This is a genomic window from Pseudomonas kielensis (assembly GCF_030505375.1).
Lineage (GTDB): Bacteria > Pseudomonadota > Gammaproteobacteria > Pseudomonadales > Pseudomonadaceae > Aquipseudomonas > Aquipseudomonas kielensis.
Genome location: NZ_CP130043.1, coordinates 3,782,893 through 3,802,338, shown reverse-complemented (window position 1 = coordinate 3,802,338; position 19,446 = coordinate 3,782,893). Strand labels below are relative to the sequence as shown.

At 62.5% G+C, this 19,446-nt stretch carries 18 protein-coding genes; 7 read left to right on the top strand and 11 right to left on the bottom strand.

Annotation, left to right across the window (positions count from 1 at the left end; translation table 11 throughout):
• Window positions 1-176: 176 nt before the first annotated feature.
• The 5 genes from Q1W70_RS17835 to Q1W70_RS17815 form a co-directional block, all read right to left on the bottom strand.
• Window positions 177-1,994, bottom strand: a complete 1,818-nt coding sequence (locus Q1W70_RS17835; protein ID WP_166591356.1) for an ABC transporter ATP-binding protein — start codon at window positions 1,992-1,994, stop codon at window positions 177-179.
• Entirely contained in the window at window positions 1,987-2,589 is a 603-nt protein-coding gene (locus Q1W70_RS17830; protein WP_178117407.1) for a DsbA family protein, read from the bottom strand. Before Q1W70_RS17830 ends, Q1W70_RS17835 begins: the two co-directional genes overlap by 8 nt.
• A gap of 36 nt (window positions 2,590-2,625) precedes the next feature.
• On the bottom strand, window positions 2,626-3,567 hold the full coding sequence (gene trhO, locus Q1W70_RS17825) for an oxygen-dependent tRNA uridine(34) hydroxylase TrhO (protein WP_166591354.1): 942 nt from the start codon (window positions 3,565-3,567) through the stop codon (window positions 2,626-2,628).
• A 114-nt stretch (window positions 3,568-3,681) separates the two neighbouring features.
• Window positions 3,682-3,981, bottom strand: a complete 300-nt coding sequence (locus Q1W70_RS17820) for a BolA family protein (RefSeq protein ID WP_095168004.1) — start codon at window positions 3,979-3,981, stop codon at window positions 3,682-3,684.
• Window positions 3,982-3,993: 12 nt separating this feature from the next.
• Window positions 3,994-4,515 (bottom strand): DUF2059 domain-containing protein, encoded by a 522-nt coding sequence (locus tag Q1W70_RS17815; protein ID WP_166591353.1) that lies wholly within the window; start codon window positions 4,513-4,515, stop codon window positions 3,994-3,996.
• A 193-nt stretch (window positions 4,516-4,708) separates the two neighbouring features.
• Between Q1W70_RS17815 and Q1W70_RS17810 the strand changes: the two genes are divergently transcribed.
• Window positions 4,709-6,103, top strand: coding sequence for a class II fumarate hydratase (locus Q1W70_RS17810; protein ID WP_166591352.1), 1,395 nt, complete (start codon window positions 4,709-4,711; stop codon window positions 6,101-6,103).
• 78 nt (window positions 6,104-6,181) lie between these two features.
• Here Q1W70_RS17810 and Q1W70_RS17805 read toward each other — a convergent pair whose 3' ends face one another.
• The 3 genes from Q1W70_RS17805 to pap form a co-directional block, all read right to left on the bottom strand.
• Window positions 6,182-7,144 carry a DMT family transporter gene (locus Q1W70_RS17805; protein ID WP_166591351.1) on the bottom strand — a complete coding sequence of 321 codons (963 nt, stop codon included), beginning with the start codon at window positions 7,142-7,144 and terminating at the stop codon, window positions 6,182-6,184.
• Between the two features lie 110 nt (window positions 7,145-7,254).
• On the bottom strand, window positions 7,255-8,439 hold the full coding sequence (locus tag Q1W70_RS17800) for a thiolase family protein (RefSeq protein WP_166591350.1): 1,185 nt from the start codon (window positions 8,437-8,439) through the stop codon (window positions 7,255-7,257).
• A 167-nt stretch (window positions 8,440-8,606) separates the two neighbouring features.
• A complete protein-coding gene (gene pap / locus Q1W70_RS17795; RefSeq protein WP_166591349.1) occupies window positions 8,607-10,118 on the bottom strand; it encodes a polyphosphate:AMP phosphotransferase in 1,512 nt (503 codons plus the stop codon).
• Between the two features lie 139 nt (window positions 10,119-10,257).
• On the opposite strand from pap, the gene mnmC reads away from it, so the two are divergent.
• From mnmC to Q1W70_RS17770, 5 genes are all read left to right on the top strand, one after another.
• On the top strand, window positions 10,258-12,240 hold the full coding sequence (mnmC, locus tag Q1W70_RS17790; RefSeq protein ID WP_166591348.1) for a bifunctional tRNA (5-methylaminomethyl-2-thiouridine)(34)-methyltransferase MnmC2/FAD-dependent 5-carboxymethylaminomethyl-2-thiouridine(34) oxidoreductase MnmC1: 1,983 nt from the start codon (window positions 10,258-10,260) through the stop codon (window positions 12,238-12,240).
• A 135-nt stretch (window positions 12,241-12,375) separates the two neighbouring features.
• Window positions 12,376-14,148, top strand: a complete 1,773-nt coding sequence (locus Q1W70_RS17785; RefSeq protein ID WP_166591347.1) for an N-acetylglutaminylglutamine amidotransferase — start codon at window positions 12,376-12,378, stop codon at window positions 14,146-14,148.
• A 3-nt stretch (window positions 14,149-14,151) separates the two neighbouring features.
• Entirely contained in the window at window positions 14,152-15,882 is a 1,731-nt protein-coding gene (gene ngg, locus Q1W70_RS17780) for an N-acetylglutaminylglutamine synthetase (RefSeq protein WP_166591346.1), read from the top strand.
• A 69-nt stretch (window positions 15,883-15,951) separates the two neighbouring features.
• A complete protein-coding gene (locus Q1W70_RS17775) occupies window positions 15,952-17,139 on the top strand; it encodes an osmoprotectant NAGGN system M42 family peptidase (RefSeq protein WP_166591345.1) in 1,188 nt (395 codons plus the stop codon).
• Window positions 17,140-17,212: 73 nt separating this feature from the next.
• Window positions 17,213-17,440 (top strand): YheU family protein, encoded by a 228-nt coding sequence (locus Q1W70_RS17770; protein ID WP_095168255.1) that lies wholly within the window; start codon window positions 17,213-17,215, stop codon window positions 17,438-17,440.
• 3 nt (window positions 17,441-17,443) lie between these two features.
• On the opposite strand, the gene csrA is transcribed toward Q1W70_RS17770, so the two are convergent.
• The 3 genes from csrA to Q1W70_RS17755 form a co-directional block, all read right to left on the bottom strand.
• Window positions 17,444-17,629 carry a carbon storage regulator CsrA gene (gene csrA / locus Q1W70_RS17765; RefSeq protein WP_166591344.1) on the bottom strand — a complete coding sequence of 62 codons (186 nt, stop codon included), beginning with the start codon at window positions 17,627-17,629 and terminating at the stop codon, window positions 17,444-17,446.
• Window positions 17,630-17,770: 141 nt separating this feature from the next.
• Window positions 17,771-18,103, bottom strand: coding sequence for a YnfA family protein (locus tag Q1W70_RS17760; protein WP_166591343.1), 333 nt, complete (start codon window positions 18,101-18,103; stop codon window positions 17,771-17,773).
• Window positions 18,104-18,168: 65 nt separating this feature from the next.
• Window positions 18,169-18,984 (bottom strand): SDR family oxidoreductase, encoded by an 816-nt coding sequence (locus Q1W70_RS17755; RefSeq protein WP_166591342.1) that lies wholly within the window; start codon window positions 18,982-18,984, stop codon window positions 18,169-18,171.
• A gap of 287 nt (window positions 18,985-19,271) precedes the next feature.
• Here Q1W70_RS17755 and Q1W70_RS17750 point away from each other — a divergent pair, with 287 nt between their 5' ends.
• Window positions 19,272-19,424 (top strand): DUF3309 family protein, encoded by a 153-nt coding sequence (locus Q1W70_RS17750; RefSeq protein WP_166591341.1) that lies wholly within the window; start codon window positions 19,272-19,274, stop codon window positions 19,422-19,424.
• Window positions 19,425-19,446 lie beyond the last annotated feature (22 nt).

Sequence of the window (19,446 nt, the reverse complement as noted above, 5' to 3'; positions counted from 1 at the left end):
TGCACGATTTCGCTACAGCTAGCCTAGGAGGCGATCTCACTCCCGGCAAGCCGCGGCATTTTTAATGCTCATAGAGGTATACCACCTCGAGAACACTTGAACGCTCGAACCTTGGGTTTCGTTGCCTAGTCCTGAACAGGGTGCGCCAGTTTCAGGAAAGTGAGCGCTAATCGCCCTCAGTGCTGTTGCAAATGACCATACAGCTTAGCGTACAAGCCACCGTCAGCGATCAGCTGCTGGTGGTCGCCGTCCTCGGCAATTTGCCCGCCATCAAACACCAGCACCCGGTCGGCCTGCTTCACCGCAGACAGGCGGTGCGCAATGATCAAGGTAGTGCGTCCACTGAGAAACCGCGCCAGCGCCAGGTGCAGGTTGTACTCGGTGGCGGCGTCGAGGGCCGAGGTGGCCTCGTCGAGAATCACCACCTTGGGTTCGGCGAGCACCATCCGGGCAATGGCCAGGCGTTGTCGCTGGCCACCGGACAAACGCACCCCGGATCGCCCGACGATGCTGTCCAGCCCTTGGGGCAGGCCCTTGACGGTGGCATCGAGCTGGGCGATCTGCAGGGCCTGCCAGCAGGCTTCATCACTGCGCTCGCGGCCCATGGTCAGGTTGGCGCGAATACTGTCGTTGAACAGCGCCGGGTGCTGCAGCACCACCGCGACATGCTCCCGTATGGTTTCCAGGCCAATGTCGTGCTGGGTGACACCGCCAAAACGGATTTCGCCGCCCTGGGGGGTGTAAAGCCCCAGGAGCAATTGCACCAAGGTGCTTTTGCCGCCACCACTGGCCCCGACGATGGCGACTTTTTCTCCAGGCGCAATGGACAGGTTCATCTGATCCAGCACCGGCTCGTCGCCATAGCTGAAACTCAGGCCCTGCACTTCGATGCCGACCGTCTCGCGCCCCTTGAACGGATCGATCCCTCCCGGGTACTGCGGTTCGTCGGCGCGCGACAGCAGCTCATTGATGCGCGTCAGGGCACCGCCGGCTGCGTAATAGGCGTATTGCAGATTAAGCAGTTGTTCGACCGGACCAATCATGAACCACAGGTAGCTAAACACCGCCAGCATCTGGCCGATGGACAGGTCGGAAAACAGTACCGTGAGCATCGCTGCCGCACGAAAGATGTCGATGCCGAACTGGAACAGCAAGCCACTGGCGCGGCTCGAGGCGTCGGTTTTCCACTGGGAATTGACCGCATAGTTGCGCACGTCCCGGGCACGGGTGCCGAGGCGACCGAGGAAAAAGCCCTGGCGGTTGCCGGCACGGATTTCCTGAATCGCGTCCAGGGTCTCGGTCAGCGCCTGGGTGAACCGCGAGGTGCTGTCGTTCTCCAGCTTCTTCAGGTGCTTGACCCGCTTGCCCAACTGCACCGTGGCGTAGATCACCAGTGGGTTGAACAACAGAATCAGCAGTGCGAGCTGCCAGTGCATCCAGACCAGGATCGCCGCCGTGCCCACCAACGTCAGCATGGCCACGAGGAACCGGCTGAGGGTCTCGCCGACAAACTTGTCGACCGTGTCCAGGTCGGTGACCAGGTGGGTGGTCACCGTGCCGCTGCCCAGGCTTTCATACTCTCCCAGGGAAATGCACTTGAGGCGCTCGATCAGGCGCAGGCGAATGCGGTACACGATGTCCTTGGCCAAGCCCGCAAACAGCCGCGCCTGCACCACGTTGAACAACAACGCCGCGCAACGCAGGGTCAGGGTGATCAGCAACATCAGGCCGATATAACCGGCGGCGCTTTGCCAGGCCTGGGGCAGCGCGTGGTTCATCACCTTCAGCGCCGCATCACCATTGCCCAGCAACACCTCATCCACCAGCAACGGCAGCAGCAAGGGAATCGGCACGCTGCACAGGGTCGCCAGGACGGCGACACCGTTGGCGATCCACAAGGCTTTTTTATGCCGCAGGGCGAGGCGACGGATGTGTGCCCAACTCAGCCGATCGACTCGCTCCGGTGGCTGTTCGGCGTCAGGCCGGTCATACACAGGCAGCACGCTCCAGCCAGCGGCCGAGCAATGGGGACAGCTCGCTAAGTGGCTGGTAGCCATTGGTCAACAAGGCCAGTTGACCGTTACGCTCGGCCAACAAGGTCGGGAAGCCGGCAATCCCCAGGTCCTGGACCCAGGTGAAATCCGCCGCCGTGGCGGCGTGCTGGTCGGCACGGTCGAAGGCCGCGGCGAATTCGATCCGCGGCAAGCCCGCTTGCTCGGCCAACTCCACCAGCACGCTGGCATGGGTGACGTCGCGACCCTGTGCATAAAACGCCTGCTGGATCAGCTTGAGCAACTGCCAGGCGCAATCCGGTGCCAGGCTGCGGGCCGTGACCAGCGCGCGACAGGCAGGCTCGGTGTCATAGACAAAACCCTCCGCCAGTGCACCGTCGAGCTTGAACGGTTGGCCGGTGGCGTCGTTGACGGCCTGCCAATGCTCAAGAATGTAGCGCCGGGTGGTGGGCTCCAGCGCCGAGCCACTGCCGGTGCGCAAGCCGCCGACCACCAGGTGCACATCCACGCCGGCGGCCTGCGCCTGCAAGGCCAATGCCTCCGCCACCGGAGCGAACCCCCAGCACCAGGAACACATCGGGTCCATTACATAGAGCAGGCGCGCGGTCATGGTTCAGGCCTCGGTGCTGGATTGCTTGTAGTTGTAGCCAATCGGGTGCGGCTGGTTTCGCGCCTTGGCCAGTTCAATCTGCTTTTGCCGGTCGATCGCACTGCGACGGGTTTTCTCGCTCAGCTTGTCCCAGCAGTGGGGGCAACTGATGCCGGCCACGTAGTGCTCGGACGCACGGTCTTCGACGCTGACAGGTGTACGGCAGGCATGACATTGATCGTAGTCGCCTTCGCTCAAGTCGTGGCGAACGGTGACCCGGTTATCGAACACAAAGCAGTCGCCCTGCCATTTGGTTTCTTCCTGCGGCACCTCTTCGAGGTACTTGAGGATCCCGCCCTTGAGGTGGAAGACCTCATCGAAGCCCTGGCTGAGCATGTAGCTCGACGCCTTCTCGCAGCGGATGCCACCGGTGCAGAACATCGCGACCTTCTTGTGCTTGGCCGGATCGAAGTTGGCTTTGATGTAGTCGGGAAATTCGCGAAAGCTGGTGGTCTTCGGGTCGATCGCCCCTTCAAAAGTGCCGATCGAGACCTCGTAGTCGTTACGGGTATCGATCAACAGCACTTGCGGGTCGCTGATCAAGGCGTTCCAGTCCTGGGGCTCGACGTAGGTGCCGACTTTCTTGTTCGGGTCGACGCCTTCGACGCCCAGGGTCACGATCTCTTTCTTGAGCTTGACCTTGGTGCGGTAGAACGGCTGCTCGTCGCAGTACGATTCCTTGTGGTCGATATCGTCCATGCGCGGATCGTTCTTGAGCCAGGCCATCAGGCCGTCGATGCCTTCGCGGCTGCCGGAAACCGTGCCGTTGATGCCTTCCTCGGCAATCAGCAGGGTACCTTTGATGCCGTTGTCGACCATCGCCTGCAGCAGGGGCTCGCGCAGCGCGACGTAATCTTCCAGGGTGACGAACTTATACAGTGCCGCCACGACAATCTGTTGTGTCATGGGTATTTCTCCAGGTGGCTACCCTCGTAAAGGGTGAACCGGATGCGAAAAAAAACGCGCCGGCATAACCGGCGCGCTGCGTAGTCTAACAAAAATCCGCTTGCCTGTAGGCGGTCAGTGCTTGCTGCCACCGGCACAGGTCGGCGAGGCAGGCGCCGCACCGGTCTTGGCCCACTCCTCAGGGGTGTAGGTGTGCAGCGCCAATGCGTGAAACTCCCCCATCAGGTCGCCCAAGGTGGCGTAGACCTTTTGGTGGCGTTTGACGCTGTTGAGCCCGGCGAACTGTTCGCTGACCACCACCGCCTTGAAGTGGGTCTGCAATCCGCGGCTGTGCATGTGGCTTTCGTCCAGCACATCCAGGTGCACGGGTAGCAACGCGTTCAGCGTCGTCTCAATACGTTGTTGCATGGTCATCACGGGCTCCGGTCAGGGCTTTTTCTTGGCATCTGCCGCGGCTTTTGGATCAAGTTCGTTGGTCATGTCGGCCAGCAGTTTGTTGACCACCGGTACCGCGCTTTCCAGCTTGGCCTGGGTCATCTGCGCCGATTGCTGAGTCAGCTGGGGCATTTTTTCCAGGACTTTCTTGCCCAGTGGCGACTTGTAGAACGCGACCAGGTCCTTGAGTTCGGATTCGCTGAAGTTGCTGGTGTACAGCTTGACCATGTCCGGCTTGAGCTTGTTCCAGCCGATGGCTTGGTCCAGCGCGGCGTTGGCCTTGGCCTGGTAGGTTTCCAGCACGGCCTTTTTCGACTCCGGGGCCTTGGTCTGGGCAAAGCGCTGGGCAAACATCTGCTGCACCTGCATGTACACCGGGGTACCCAGCTTGTCGGCATGCGCCAGGGTCAGGAAAGCCTCGGCGCTGGCATTGTGGCTGGCGGTATCGGCGAAGGCCTGGCCGCTGGCGCAGACCAGGGCAACCGCGGTACAGATGGCACGAAGACGGGTCATCGAGTTTCCTTTTCTAGCAAGCGAGGTAAAACCCCAAGGGGAGCCATTCTGCGCCTAAAAAACGCGTGCGCTCAACCCCTCCCCCGTGCCGGGCCTGATTTGCAGCAACCCAACGGTAGAAAAATCGACTGATGGAACCCCCAGCGACAATCAGCACCTAAACTTCGCTATCAACCCTGAAGGAATGTGACCCATGAGCCGTATTGAAACAGACAGCCTTGGCCAGGTTGAAGTCCCGGATGACGCCTACTGGGGCGCGCAGACCCAACGCTCGCTGATCAACTTCGCGATTGGTAACGAACGCATGCCGCTGGCGGTGCTGCACGCCCTGGCGCTGATCAAGAAAGCGGCGGCCCGGGTCAATGACCGTAATGGTGACCTGCCGGCCGATATTGCCCGGCTGATCGAACAGGCGGCCGACGAAGTACTCGACGGCGAGCACGACGAGCAGTTCCCCCTGGTGGTCTGGCAAACCGGCAGCGGTACCCAGAGCAACATGAACGTCAACGAGGTGATTGCAGGTCGTGCCAACGAACTGGCCGGCAACCCCCGTGGCGGCAAAGCGCCAGTGCACCCGAACGATCACGTCAACCGCTCGCAGAGCTCCAACGACTGCTTCCCCACGGCCATGCACATTGCCACGGTGCAGGCCGTGCAACAGCACCTGCTGCCGTCGATCAACGAACTGTCCGGCGGCCTGGCCGAGCTGGCGGCGCGCCACATGAAGCTGGTGAAGACCGGGCGTACCCACCTGATGGATGCCACGCCGATCACCTTTGGCCAGGAGATTTCCGCCTTCATCGCCCAGCTCGACTACGCCGAGCGGGCAATTCGCAGCGCCTTGCCGGCCGTCTGCGAGCTGGCCCAGGGTGGGACCGCCGTCGGCACCGGGCTCAATTCACCCCATGGTTTTGGCGAAGCGATTGCCGCGGAACTGGCCGCCCTCTCCGGCCTGCCGTTTGTCACCGCACCGAACAAGTTCGCCGCGCTGGCCGGTCATGAGCCGCTGACCACCCTGTCCGGCGCACTGAAAACCCTCGCCGTGACCCTGATGAAACTCGCCAACGACCTGCGCCTGCTCGGCTCCGGACCGCGCGCCGGTTTCGCCGAGGTCAAGCTGCCGGCCAACGAACCGGGCAGTTCGATCATGCCCGGCAAGGTCAACCCGACCCAGTGCGAAGCCCTGTCGATGCTGGCGTGCCAGGTGATGGGCAACGACGTGGCGATCGGCTTTGCCGCCAGCCAAGGTCACCTGCAGTTGAACGTGTTCAAGCCGGTGATCATCCACAACCTGCTGCAATCGATCCGTTTGCTCGCTGACGGCTGCAGTAACTTCCAGCTGCACTGCATCGCCGGCCTGGAACCGGATGCCGGGCAAATGGCCGCGCACCTGGAACGAGGCTTGATGCTGGTGACCGCGCTGAACCCGCACATCGGTTATGACAAGTCGGCGGAAATCGCCAAGAAAGCCTACAGCGAGGGGTTGACCCTACGTGAGGCGGCGTTGCAGTTGGGCTACCTGACGGACGAGCAGTTCGATGCCTGGGTGCGTCCGGAAAACATGCTGGAGGCCGGCAAGCAGGGCTGAGTCCGCCAGCACGCTAACACCGGGTACGCCTTGCCCCAGGTAGGAGCAAGGCGTGTCCGCGATAAACAACAATGCGCTCTACCGACTGACCGCTGCCCGCATCCGCCGCGCCCTGAGCCCGGCCATCAGCGACGGCCCCAATGCCACCAGCGCCGAACCCAGCACCACCAGCAACGCACCGCCATACGCCAGGCCATTGATCTGCTCGGCCTGTACATACTCGGGCCATAACCAGGCCGCCATCGCCACCGCCGCAAACGTCACCAACGGCGTGATCGCCAGCGTCGCACTGACCCGCGAGGCTTCCCAATGGGCCAGTGCCTCGGCAAACGCACCATAGGCAACCAGGGTATTGAGGCAGCACGCCAGCAGCAGCCAGCCTTGCAGCGGGCTCAATTGCAGCGCCTCCAGAGGGTGCACCCAAGGCGTGAGCAACAGAGCGCAAAACAGGTAGATCACCATCATCACCTGCAGCGAATTCCACACCGTCAGCAATTGTTTTTGCCCCAGCGCATAGAACGTCCACACGGTGGAGGCCAACAGAATCAAGAGCACCCCGGCGGTGTAGTCACTCAGGGACGTCAACAACTCGCCCAGGCGCTGATTGAAAAACAGCCCGAAGCCGAGCAACAGCACCAGCAGGCCGATCCCCTGCCCCAGGCTGAAACGCTCCTTGAACACGAACACACTGCCGATCAGCAACAGGATCGGGCCCACCTGCACCACCAGTTGCGCAGTGCCGGGGCTCAATAGATTCAGGCCCATGAGGTACAGCACGTAGTTGCCCACCAGCCCGAGCACCGCCATCAGCACCAGCCAGCCGCCTTTGGGCCCCAGGGACTTATGGCTTGGCAGGCGCCGGGTGGCCGCCAGGTAGACAAACAGGCACCCACCGGAAACCAGCAGGCGAAACCAGGTCACCGTGACCGGGTCCATCACCAGCAGCACCTGCTTGAGCTTGATCGGCAGAATGCCCCATAAAAAAGCGGTCAACAGGGCCAGGAACAGACCATAGACCCAGCGACCGGACGAAATGTGCATGCAAACCCCAGAGCAAGACGGCGTGAAAACCCCATTCTAGGCTTCCACGCCGGCATCACACAGGGACAGTTGCGCACTAGCCGCTAACACGACTGTATGGGTCGGTCCGCTCAACGCACCGCTTCGAACAACCCGCTAGCGCCCATGCCTCCGCCCACGCACATGGTCACAATGCCGTAGCGCAGGTTGCGGCGCTGCAGTTCGCGCACCAGGTGCCCGACCTGGCGCGAGCCGGTCATGCCGAACGGGTGGCCGATGGAGATCGAGCCGCCGTTGACGTTGTACTTCTCGTTGTCGATGTCCAGGCGGTTACGGCTGTATAGGCATTGCGAGGCAAAGGCTTCGTTGAGTTCCCACAGATCGATATCCGCGACTTGCAGGCCCTTGGCCTTGAGCAGCTTGGGCACCGAGAACACCGGGCCGATGCCCATCTCATCCGGCTCACAACCGGCCACGGTGAAACCCCGGAAGAACGCCTTGGGCTTGAGGCCCAGTTGCAGGGCTTTTTCCAGGCTCATCACCAGGGTCATCGAAGCACCGTCGGACAGTTGCGACGAGTTGCCCGCCGTCACCGAGCCGTCCTCGGCGAACACGGGCTTCAATCCGGCCAGGCTGTCGTAGGTGGTGTCGGGACGGTTGCAGTCATCACGATCGACGATGCCCTCGAGGATCTGCACTTGGCCGCTGTTCTTGTCCTCGACCTTGTACTTCACCGCCATCGGCACGATTTCATCGTCGAACAATCCGCCGGCCTGCGCCTGGGCGGTACGCAACTGGCTTTGCAGGGCGTAGCGGTCCTGCTCTTCGCGGCTGACCTGATACCGACGGGCAACGATTTCCGCGGTCTGGCCCATGGGGAAGTAGATACCGGGCACCTGCTCCTTGAGCAACGGGTTGATCAGGTTGTCGGTGTTGACGCTTTTCATGGTCAGGCTGATGGACTCGACGCCACCGGCGACAATGATGTCGCTGCAACCCGAAGCGATCTGGTTTGCCGCAATGGCAATCGCCTGCAGACCCGAGGAACAGAAGCGGTTCAGCGTCATGCCGCTGGTGCCCGTGCCCAGGCGCGAGAGCACGGCCACGTTACGCCCGATATTGAAGCCCTGGGCACCTTCGTTGGAGCCGGCGCCGACGATGCAATCCTCGACGCTGGCCGGGTCGATACCATTTCGTTGCAGCAGCGCGTTGACGCAATGGGCCGCCATGTCATCCGGGCGAGTCTGGTTGAACTTGCCACGGAAAGACTTGGCCAGGCCGGTTCGCACGCTATCGACGATCACTACTTCACGCATGGCATACCTCATTGTTGTTGTCGTTCAGGGGAGTGAATCGAGGATAAATCCACCGCCCTGCCGACCGCGACAATCATTCACCCCGCGTATGCAAACCCATGGTGCTCGCTCGCGACCAACATGAATGGAGCCTGACACGACGCTTACGACTTGCCAGAGAGCTACCCCTACTTGCGTTTCTTGTCGTGCTTGTCGGACTTTTCGAACGCCGCTTCCAGCGCCCGGTTGATGGTGCGCAGCACCTTGACCCGGGCCCAGCGCTTGTCGTTGGCCTCCACCAGGGTCCAGGGCGAGACCTCGGTGCTGGTGCGATCGACCATATCGCCCACGGCGGCACGGTAGTCGTCCCATTTTTCGCGGTTACGCCAATCGTCCTCGGTGATCTTGAAGCGCTTGAAGGGGATCTGCTCGCGCTCCTGGAAACGCTCCAACTGGGTCTGTTTATCGATAGCCAGCCAGAACTTCACGACGATCACATTGGACGCATCGATCTGCTCTTCGAAGTCATTGATTTCGCCATAGGCCCGCATCCAGTCAGCCGGTGTACAGAAACCTTCAATGCGCTCCACCAACACCCGGCCATACCAGGACCGGTCAAAGATGGTGAACTTGCCCCGCGCCGGAATGTGCCGCCAGAAACGCCACAGATAAGGTTGCGCACGCTCTTCCTCAGTCGGTGCGGCAATCGGCACGATGCTGTACTGCCGCGGATCGAGCGCCGCGGCCACCCGCCGGATCGCCCCGCCCTTGCCCGCCGCATCATTGCCCTCGAACACCGCGACCAAGGCGTGCTTGCGCATGCGTTTGTCACGCAGCAAGCCGGACAGCCGTGCCTGCTCGGTAATAAGTTGCTCTTCATAGTCTTTCTTGGTCAGTTGCTGGCTCATGTCCAAGGCATCCAGCAACCCGAGCCGGTCCACACTGGTGGTCAGTGGCGCGGCGCTGACCTTGTCCGGCTTGAGATTGGGCCGCTTGAGGGCGGCCTGCAGGCCAGCGAGCAGGATCTTGCCCACTGCCAGGCTGCGGTAATGAGGGTCGACGCCTTCGATAATGTGCCAGGGTGCATAGTCGCGGCTGGTGCGGCGGATCACCCGCTCGCCGTACTTCACGAACTTGTCGTAGGTCTGGGATTGCTGCCAGTCCAGGGGACTGATGCGCCAGCTGTGCAGCGGGTCGTCCTGCAGCAACTTGAGGCGGGCCTTCATTTGCTGCTTGGACAGGTGAAACCAGAACTTGAAGATCAGCGCGCCTTCGTTGCAGAGCATTTTCTCCAGGCGTTCCGCGCCATTGATCCCCTGGTCCAGCACCGCGTCCTTGAACAAGCCGTGAACCCGGCCTTGCAGCATCTGGCTGTACCAGTTGCCGAAGAACACCCCCATACGGCCCTTGGCCGGAAGCATGCGCCAATAGCGCCAGGCCGGTGGTCGCGCCAGCTCTTCGTCGGTTTGCTGGTCGAAGGTGCGCACTTCAATCAGCCGCGGGTCCATCCACTCGTTGAGCAATTTGACCGTTTCGCCCTTGCCGGCCCCTTCGATACCGTTGATCAGCACGATCACCGGAAAACGGTTCTGCTGCTGCAACTCGAACTGAGCTTCGAGCAAGGCTTCACGCAGCGCCGGTACTTCGGCCTCGTAGGTTTCTTTATCGATCGCGTGACCGATTTCGGCAGATTCGAACATGACTGGCTCCCATCCAAGATGGCCCAAGCCTAGCGGATTGACCGGCGGTTTGTGTGGGTAAAACGCGTAGAGCTGCCATAGATCAGTTCCCGTTGCCCTGATCCGCTAGAATGGCGGCCTTGCCAATGCTGAGCCCGCCATGAATCCTGTATTGCCCCACGCCCAGCTCGACTGGGACGACCAAGGCCGCCCGCGCTCGCGGGTGTTCGATGACGTGTATTTCTCCGACCAATCGGGCCTGGAAGAAACCCGCTATGTATTCATCGAACAAAACCGCCTGAGCGAACGTTTCGCCGCCCTGAGCGCCGGCGAAAAACTGGTGATTGGCGAGACGGGGTTCGGTACCGGGCTGAATTTCCTCTGCGCCTGGCAACTGTTTGAACAGCAGGCAGTGGCTGGCGCGCGCCTGCATTTCATCAGCGTCGAAAAATACCCGCTGAGCCCTGCCGATCTGCAGCGAGCCCTGGCCCTGTGGCCGGAACTCAAGCCCTTCGCCGAGCCCTTGCTGGCGCAGTACGTGGCCATCCACCAGGGTTTCCAGCGCCTGGTGCTGGACCATGGCCGCGTCACGCTGACGCTGCTGATTGGCGACGCCCTGGAGCAGTTGCCACAACTGGACGCGCAGGTCGACGCCTGGTTTCTCGACGGCTTTGCCCCGGCGAAGAATCCCGAGATGTGGACCGCCGAGCTGTTCGCCGAGCTGGCACGCCTGGCCGCCCCCGGCTCGACCATCAGTACCTTCACCAGCACCGGCTGGGTGCGGCGATTGCTCAACGCCGCGGGCTTCAAGATGCGCCGCACGCCGGGCATCGGCCACAAATGGGAGATCCTGCGCGGGGCGTTCGTCGCCTGGCCCGCAGAGACCCCGGCACCGCCAGCCGTCAAACCCTGGTTTGCCCGTCCGCCGCAGCGCCCCAGCGAACGCCACGCACTGGTGATCGGCGCCGGCCTGGCCGGTTGCGCCAGTGCCGCCAGCCTCGCTGCACGTGGCTGGCAGGTCAGCCTGCTGGAGCGGCACGCCGACCTGGCCCAGGAAGCCTCGGGCAATCCGCAAGGGGTGCTGTACCTGAAATTGTCGGCCCACGGCACCGCCCTTTCGCAAATGATCGTCAGCGGCTTCGGCCATACCCGGCGCCTGCTGGAACACTTGCAACGCGGCCATGACTGGGATGATTGCGGGGTCCTGCAACTGGCATTCGATGCCAAGGAAGCCGAGCGCCAGGCCAAGCTGACAGCGGCCTTTGCGACCGATCTGCTGCATCCACTGGATCGCCTCCAGGCCCAGGCCATCGCCGGCATCGACCTGGAACACGGCGGGCTTTTTTACCCCGAAGGCGGTTGGGTGCACCCGCCTGCCTTGTGCCGCTGGCAAGCGACCCACCCCCAGGTGCAACTGCTGGCCCACCGTGAAGTGCTGCAGTTGCGCAAGGTCGGCCCGCTCTGGCAAGCCTGGGACGGCGAGACCCTGCTGGCCAGCGCGCCGGTGGTGATCCTGGCGGGCGCGGCGCAGATCAAGCAGTTTGCGCAAAGTGCCGACTTGCCGCTCAAGCGTATTCGCGGGCAGATCACTCGTTTGGCCCAAACCCCACAGAGCCAGAGCCTCAGCACCGTGGTGTGCGCCGAAGGCTACGTCGCCCCGGCGCGCCTGGGCGAACACACCCTGGGCGCCAGCTTCGACTTCAAGAGCGACGACCTCACGCCCACCACCGCCGAACACCTGGGCAACCTGGACATGCTCAAGGACATCTCCCCCGACCTGGTCGAGCGCCTGCACATTGCCGAACTGGACCCGGAGCACCTCCAGGGACGCGCAGCCTTTCGCTGCACCAGCCCCGACTACCTGCCGATTGTCGGTCCGCTGGCCGACAGCCAGGCCTTCAACCAGGCCTATGGCGCGCTGGCCAAGGACGCCCGACAAGTACCGGACACTCCGTGCCCTTGGCTCGAAGGTCTATACGTCAATAGCGGCCATGGTTCCCGGGGGCTGATCACCGCACCACTGTCTGGCGAGCTGCTCGCCGCCTGGCTGGAAAATGAACCGCTGCCCCTGCCCCGCAGCGTCGCCGAAGCCTGCCACCCCAATCGATTTGCCTTGCGCCAGTTGATTCGCGGCAAAGCCTGAAGCCCGTCAGGCAACTTCTGCTTATAACCGATCGATCTAAAACTCACAGCACCGCATTAGGTCAGTTTCTGAGTACCCGCCACTTCTGGCGGGTTTGAGATTGCCCTCCCCAACGGAAAAACCGGTAAGGAATTTATGTGCGGATTAGCTGGCGAGTTACGTTTTGATCATCAACCGGCCGACCTGGCCGCCATCGAGCGAATCACCCATCACCTGGCGCCTCGTGGCCCCGACGCCTGGGGTTTTCACAGTCAGGGGCCGATCGCCCTGGGCCATCGGCGACTGAAAATCATGGACCTGTCGGACGGCTCGGCGCAGCCGATGGTCGACAGTCAACTGGGCCTGTCCCTGGCCTTCAACGGCGCGATCTACAACTTCCCCGAATTGCGCACCGAGCTGGAAAGCCTGGGTTATGCCTTCTATTCCGGCGGCGACACCGAAGTGCTGCTCAAGGGCTATCACGCCTGGGGCGCCGACCTGCTTCCTAAGCTCAACGGCATGTTTGCCTTCGCCATCTGGGAGCGCGACAGCCAACGCCTGTTCATCGCCCGCGACCGCCTCGGCGTGAAACCCCTGTACCTGTCGCGCACCGGCCAGCGCCTGCGCTTCGCCTCGACCTTGCCAGCCCTGCTCAAGGGCGGCGACATCAACCCGATCCTCGACCCGGTGGCGCTCAATCACTACCTCAACTTCCACGCCGTGGTCCCGGCCCCCCGCACCTTGCTGGCAGGCATCGAGAAACTGCCGCCGGCGACCTGGATGCGCATCGAGGCTGACGGCAGCACCGAACAGCACACCTGGTGGACGCTGCCCTACGGCCCCCGTGCCGACGAACAGAACCTGACCCTGGAAGACTGGCGCGACTGGGTGCTGCAGAGCACCCGCGAGGCGGTGGCGATTCGTCAGCGCGCGGCGGTGGATGTTGGCGTGCTGCTGTCCGGCGGCGTCGACTCCAGCCTGCTGGTGGGGCTGCTGCGCGAAGTGGGCGTGCAGGACCTGTCGACCTTCTCCATCGGTTTTCAGGACGCGGGCGGTGAACGGGGCGACGAGTTCCAGTACTCGGACCTGATCGCCAGGCACTACGGCACCCGCCATCACCAACTGCGCATCGACGAGAAGGAAATCATCGAACAACTGCCCGCCGCGTTCCGCGCGATGAGCGAGCCGATGGTCAGCCACGACTGCATCGCCTTTTACCTGCTGTCCCGGGAAGTGGCCAAGCACTGCAAAGTGGTGCAAAGCGGCCAGGGTGCGGATGAACTGTTTGCCGGTTACCACTGGTACCCGCAGGTCGATGGCGCCAGCGACCCCTATACCGCCTATCGCGAGGCCTTCTTCGACCGCAGCTACGACGACTACGCCGCCACCGTGCAACCGCAATGGCTGACCGACCATGATGCCGCCGGCGACTTTGTCCGAACCCATTTCGCCCAGCCCGGCGCCGTCGCGCCTGTGGATAAAGCGCTGCGCCTGGACAGCACGGTGATGCTGGTCGACGACCCGGTCAAGCGTGTGGATAACATGACCATGGCCTGGGGCCTGGAGGCGCGCACGCCGTTTCTCGACTACCGCCTGGTGGAATTGTCGGCGCGGGTCCCGGGTAAATTCAAACTGCCGGACGGCGGCAAGCAGGTGCTCAAGGAGGCCGCGCGCCTGGTGATCCCCAGTGAGGTGATCGACCGCAAGAAAGGTTATTTCCCGGTCCCCGGCCTCAAGCATTTGCAAGGCGCGACCCTGGACTGGGTGCGCGAACTGCTGCTGGATCCGAGCCAGGACCGCGGCCTGTTCAAGCCGGCCATGCTCGACCGCCTGCTGACCGACCCGCAAGGTCAGTTGACCCCATTGCGCGGCTCCAAGCTGTGGCAACTGGCAGCGCTGAACCTGTGGCTCAGCGAACAAGGAATCTGACTGATGAAACCTTACGCCACAGCGTTGAACCAGCGCTTGCTGCGCGGCCAGGCACCGTCCTATGAGCGCCTGCAAGCGCGCTTCGCCGAAGACGGCAGCGACGCTGGCGAGCCGATTGCCGTGCATTGCGGCTGGGGCCGCTTGCTGATCGGCCATACCTTCCCCGACGCGGCGAGCCTGGCCGGGGAACTGGCCCATGAAGAACCGGGCGAGCGTGACATTGCGCTGTACGTGGCCGCGCCCCAGCAAGTGTTGGGGCTGGAGCCGGCCCAGCTGTTTCTCGACCCTTCCGACACCCTGCGCCTGTGGTTCAGCGACTACCGCCAGGCGACCCGGGTCTTTCGCGGGTTTCGCATCCGCCGGGCACAAAGCGACACCGACTGGCAGGCCATCAACCAGTTGTACCTGGCCCGCTCCATGCTGCCCATCGATCCGCAGCGCCTGACGCCCCGGCATCAAGGTGGCCCGGTCTACTGGCTGGCCGAAGATGAAGACAGCGGCGCGGTGATCGGCAGCGTCATGGGCCTCAACCATGACAAGGCCTTTGCGGACCCGGAACACGGTAGCAGCCTGTGGTGCCTGGCGGTCGACCCGCAGTGCACACGGCCCGGGGTTGGCGAAGTGCTGGTACGCCACTTGATCGAACACTTCATGAGCCGTGGCCTGAGCTACCTCGACCTCTCGGTACTGCACGACAACCGTCAGGCCAAGCAGCTCTACACCAAGCTGGGGTTCCGCACGCTGTCCACCTTCGCTATCAAGCGCAAGAACGGCATCAATCAGGCACTGTTTCTCGGCCCCGGTCCCCAGGCCGAGTTCAATCCCTATGCGCGGATCATCGTCGATGAAGCCCATCGGCGCGGCATCGATGTGCAAGTCGACGATGCCCAGGCCGGCATGTTCACCCTCAGCCATGGCGGACGCCGGGTGCGCTGCCGGGAATCCCTCAGCGACCTGACCAGTGCCATCAGCATGAGCCTGTGCCAGGACAAGAGCCTGACCCACAAAGTGCTCAAGGCGGCCGGGCTGAATCTGCCGGCCCAGCAACTGGCGGGCAACGCCGACGACAACCTGGCGTTTCTCGACGAACACCAACGGGTGGTGGTCAAACCCCTGGACGGTGAACAGGGCCAAGGCGTGGCGGTGGATCTGCAAAGCATCGACGAGCTGCAACAGGCCATCGACGACGCCCGCCGCTTCGACTCCCGGGTGTTGCTGGAAAGTTTCCACCAAGGCCTGGACCTGCGCATTCTGGTGATCGGCTTCGAGGTGGTGGCGGCCGCCATCCGCCGTCCGGCGCAAATCATCGGCGATGGCCAGCATACGATCGACGCCTTGATCCAGGCCCAGAGCCGGCGCCGGCAGGCCGCCACCGACGGCGAAAGCAAAATCCCCCTGGACCACGAAACCGAGCGCACGCTGCAAGCCGCCGGTTACACCTACAGCAGCATCCTGCCCGCAGGCGAGCGCCTGTGTGTGCGGCGTACGGCCAACCTGCACACCGGCGGCACCCTGGAAGATGTCACCGAGGTGCTGCATCCCACCCTGGTCGATGCTGCCGTGCGCGCGGCGCGGGCACTGGATATCCCGGTGGTGGGCCTGGACCTGATGGTGCCGGCCGCCGATCAGCCGGACTACGTGTTCATTGAAGCCAACGAACGTGCCGGGCTGGCCAACCATGAACCACAACCGGTGGCCGAGCGGTTTGTGGATCTGTTGTTTCCCCATAGCTGAACGCCGCGAGCGGCAAGCTACGACAGACCGTGCTTGCCGCTCGCCGTACGCCCACTTCAAGGAATTCCCATGACCCGCAAAATTCCCGAGCCAGATCTCGCCTACCTGCAGAAAGTCCTCCTGGAAATGCTCGCTATTCCCAGCCCGACTGGCTTCACCGATACCATCGTGCGCTACGTCGCCGAGCGTCTTGAAGAGCTGGGCATCCCCTTTGAGCTGACCCGCCGTGGCACCATCCGCGCCACCCTCAAGGGCCAGAAAAACAGCCCCGATCGCGCCGTCTCCGCCCACCTGGACACCATCGGTGCCAGCGTGCGCGCGGTAAAAGACAACGGCCGCCTGACCCTCGCCCCGGTGGGCTGCTGGTCCAGTCGTTTTGCCGAAGGCAGCCGCGTCAGCCTGTTCACCGACAATGGCGTGATCCGTGGCAGCGTGCTGCCGTTAATGGCCTCAGGGCATGCGTTCAACACCGCGGTCGATGAACTGCCGGTCAGTTGGGACCACGTCGAGTTGCGCCTTGACGCCTACTGCGCCACCCGGGCCGATTGCGATTCGCTGGGCGTGAGCATCGGCGATTTTGTCGCCTTCGATCCCTTGCCGGAGTTCACCGAGAGCGGCCACATCAGCGCCCGGCACCTGGACGACAAGGCCGGGGTGGCCGCGCTGCTGGCCGCACTCAAAGCCATTGTCGACAGCGGCGAACCCTTGATGATCGACTGTCATCCGCTGTTCACCATCACCGAGGAAACCGGCAGTGGCGCGGCGGCGGCATTGCCCTGGGATGTCAGTGAGTTTGTCGGCATCGACATTGCGCCGGTCGCCCCGGGCCAGCACTCCAGCGAGCACGCGGTCAGCGTGGCGATGCAGGATTCCGGGGGGCCTTACGACTACCACCTCTCGCGCCACCTGTTGCGGCTGGCCAGCGAGCACGAATTGCCGGTGCGCCGTGACCTGTTCCGCTATTACTTCAGCGACGCCCACTCGGCCGTCACCGCCGGCCATGACATCCGCACCGCCCTGCTGGCATTCGGTTGCGACGCCACCCACGGCTACGAGCGCACCCACATCGACAGTCTCGCCGCGTTGAGCCGATTGCTGGGGGCCTACATCCTCAGCCCGCCGGTGTTTGCCAGCGACGCCCAACCGGCCAAAGGTTCACTGGATCGCTTCAGTCATCAGCTGGAACACGATGCACAAATGGAAAGCGATACCCGCGTGCCCTCGGTGGACAGCCTGGTAGGACAACGTTCGTCCTAGGATTTGGGTGACTTTGCACTGGTCCTGCTGCTTGAAGCGCCGTAGGATCGGCGCATTGATGACCGAGGTAACCATGCTGATTCCCCACGACCAACTTGAAGTCGACACCCTGACCCGCCTGATCGAAGACTTCGTCACCCGCGACGGCACCGACAACGGCGACGACACGCCGCTGCAGACCCGAGTGCTACGGGTGCGCAATGCCCTGAGCAAAGGCCAGGCCCTGATCGTCTTCGACCCCGAGAGCGAGCAATGCCAACTGATGCTCAAGCACGATGTGCCCAAGCACCTGTTCGACTGAGCCTCAGTCGCGCCTGTCCCGCAGGCGCTTGGACTGGATGCGTTCGTAGACTTCACAACGGTGGACATTGACGTGCCGCGGGGCTTCAACGCCGAACCGCACGTTGCCACCGCTGATGTCGAGAACACGCACCGTGATGGTGTCGCCAATGGAGATCAATTCACCGACAACGCGGCTGAGTACAAGCATGGCTCTGGTCCTTGAGATTACCGAGCCCTGAAGATGGCCGGCGAACGCCGGACCTTCAAGACAGCGCCAGGAAAACAGCCCGCTCCTACACGCCAGATCGATTTACCCTACAGACTTCCCCTGCAGTACCCGCCAATTGACTCAGGACGAGGTAAAGCGTGGGCCAAACAGAATAATGCTCGCCCCGAGCACGCACAGGGCCACTCCCAACCAGTCCGAACTCAGCGGGCGAACCCGCTCGACCAGGCCCAGCCAGGCGATCGAGGCCACGATGTAGATCCCGCCGTAAGCGGCATAAGCACGCCCGGCATAGGTCGCCTCGACCTTGGTCAACAGCAGGGCAAACAGCGTCAGGCTGAGCAGCGCCGGGACCATCCACCAGGCGCTTTTGCCCTGGCGCAGCCACATCCAGAAGGCGTAGCAACCGGCGATTTCAAACAGCGCCGCGAGGAAGAACCACAGGTAATTGAGCATGGGCACATCTCGTCAGGGTTGCCAGAATGCGGCAACCCTAACCATCGTGCCCCCAAGCCGCAAGTTCAGCCGGCGTTCTGCCGGGTCTTGGCGCGCATCTTGTCGGCCATGACGGTCATTTCGTTGTAGAGCAATTGCGGGTTCTTCTGCTTCAACGCCCAGGCCATGCGCCCCTGTTCATGGGGCAGGATCATGAACTCGCCCGCCGCAACGTGCTGGTAGATGTAGTCGGCGATATCGCTGGCGGTGATCGGCGAGCTTTCCAGCAACTTGCCGACCTGGGCCTTCATGGCCGGGGTCGGGCCACGGAATGAATCGAGCAGGTTGGTCTGGAAGAACGACGGGCAGACCACGTGCACGCCGATCTCCTGCTGCGCCAATTCGATCAGCAGGCTCTCGGACAGTGCCACCACACCGGCCTTGGCCACGTTGTAGTTGCTCATGGCCGGCCCCTGCATCAGTGCCGCCATCGACGCGATGTTGATGATCTTGCCCTTGCTTTGCTCCAGGAGCGGCAGGAAGGCCTTGCAGCCCTTGACCACGCCCATCAGGTTGATCGCAATCTGCCAATCCCAGTCTTCCAGCGACAGCTCGCTGAAGAAGCCACCGGAGGCGACCCCGGCGTTGTTGACGATCACGTCGATGCCACCGAACTTGACCTCACAGGCTTGGGCAAAGGCCGTCAACTGGCTGTAGTCGCGCACATCACAGCGCTGCACAAAGCCGTCGCCGCCGGCTTCGCGAACCAGCTTGAGGGTTTCCTGCAGGCCGGGTTCACTGACGTCCGACAAGGCCAACTGCCAACCTTCACGCGCCCAGCGCAGGGCGATTTCGCGACCCAGGCCGGACCCGGCGCCAGTGATCATCATGCGATTTTGCATAGGAAGTTGCCTTGTTGTTCTGGGAAAGATGCTCGCAGTGTAGCGAAGGAATTTCCTACACCCATGACCATCAAAGCGCTGAATGCCCCAGGCAAACCCAACCACAGCGCCGCGCCCTCGCGGGGGGGTGATAAAGGAAATAAGCCGGCAAGCCAATAGCAATAAAGAAACATTGAATTTTCTCGCGCCCGCCACAGTCGGAAACAGTAAGCCGCTCGGAGTTACTGCAGTCGGGCCTGTTATTCAACCAATGCGTCGTTCAATAACTCTCCAATAAGGAATTCGACATGGGCACGATTCTTCTGGTTATTCTGATTTTGCTGTTGATCGGTGGTCTGCCGGTATTCCCCCACTCCAAAAGTTGGGGCTATGGGCCATCCGGGGTGATTGGCGTAGTGGTCGTGGTATTGCTGGTATTGCTACTGCTCGGTAGGATCTGAGGCACAACTTACAGGCAAAAAA

What these genes read in the sequence shown, in the direction of transcription:
- Q1W70_RS17830 (WP_178117407.1), bottom strand. Translation starts at nt 2,589, where the DNA reads ATGTGTTCCTGGTGCTGGGGGTTCGCTCCGGTGGCGGAGGCATTGGCC.
- trhO (WP_166591354.1), bottom strand. Translation starts at nt 3,567, where the DNA reads ATGACACAACAGATTGTCGTGGCGGCACTGTATAAGTTCGTCACCCTG.
- Q1W70_RS17820 (WP_095168004.1), bottom strand. Translation starts at nt 3,981, where the DNA reads ATGACCATGCAACAACGTATTGAGACGACGCTGAACGCGTTGCTACCC.
- Q1W70_RS17815 (WP_166591353.1), bottom strand. Translation starts at nt 4,515, where the DNA reads ATGACCCGTCTTCGTGCCATCTGTACCGCGGTTGCCCTGGTCTGCGCC.
- Q1W70_RS17810 (WP_166591352.1), top strand. Translation starts at nt 4,709, where the DNA reads ATGAGCCGTATTGAAACAGACAGCCTTGGCCAGGTTGAAGTCCCGGAT.
- Q1W70_RS17805 (WP_166591351.1), bottom strand. Translation starts at nt 7,144, where the DNA reads ATGCACATTTCGTCCGGTCGCTGGGTCTATGGTCTGTTCCTGGCCCTG.
- Q1W70_RS17800 (WP_166591350.1), bottom strand. Translation starts at nt 8,439, where the DNA reads ATGCGTGAAGTAGTGATCGTCGATAGCGTGCGAACCGGCCTGGCCAAG.
- pap (WP_166591349.1), bottom strand. Translation starts at nt 10,118, where the DNA reads ATGTTCGAATCTGCCGAAATCGGTCACGCGATCGATAAAGAAACCTAC.
- mnmC (WP_166591348.1), top strand. Translation starts at nt 10,258, where the DNA reads ATGAATCCTGTATTGCCCCACGCCCAGCTCGACTGGGACGACCAAGGC.
- Q1W70_RS17785 (WP_166591347.1), top strand. Translation starts at nt 12,376, where the DNA reads ATGTGCGGATTAGCTGGCGAGTTACGTTTTGATCATCAACCGGCCGAC.
- ngg (WP_166591346.1), top strand. Translation starts at nt 14,152, where the DNA reads ATGAAACCTTACGCCACAGCGTTGAACCAGCGCTTGCTGCGCGGCCAG.
- Q1W70_RS17775 (WP_166591345.1), top strand. Translation starts at nt 15,952, where the DNA reads ATGACCCGCAAAATTCCCGAGCCAGATCTCGCCTACCTGCAGAAAGTC.
- Q1W70_RS17770 (WP_095168255.1), top strand. Translation starts at nt 17,213, where the DNA reads ATGCTGATTCCCCACGACCAACTTGAAGTCGACACCCTGACCCGCCTG.
- csrA (WP_166591344.1), bottom strand. Translation starts at nt 17,629, where the DNA reads ATGCTTGTACTCAGCCGCGTTGTCGGTGAATTGATCTCCATTGGCGAC.
- Q1W70_RS17760 (WP_166591343.1), bottom strand. Translation starts at nt 18,103, where the DNA reads ATGCTCAATTACCTGTGGTTCTTCCTCGCGGCGCTGTTTGAAATCGCC.
- Q1W70_RS17755 (WP_166591342.1), bottom strand. Translation starts at nt 18,984, where the DNA reads ATGCAAAATCGCATGATGATCACTGGCGCCGGGTCCGGCCTGGGTCGC.
- Q1W70_RS17750 (WP_166591341.1), top strand. Translation starts at nt 19,272, where the DNA reads ATGGGCACGATTCTTCTGGTTATTCTGATTTTGCTGTTGATCGGTGGT.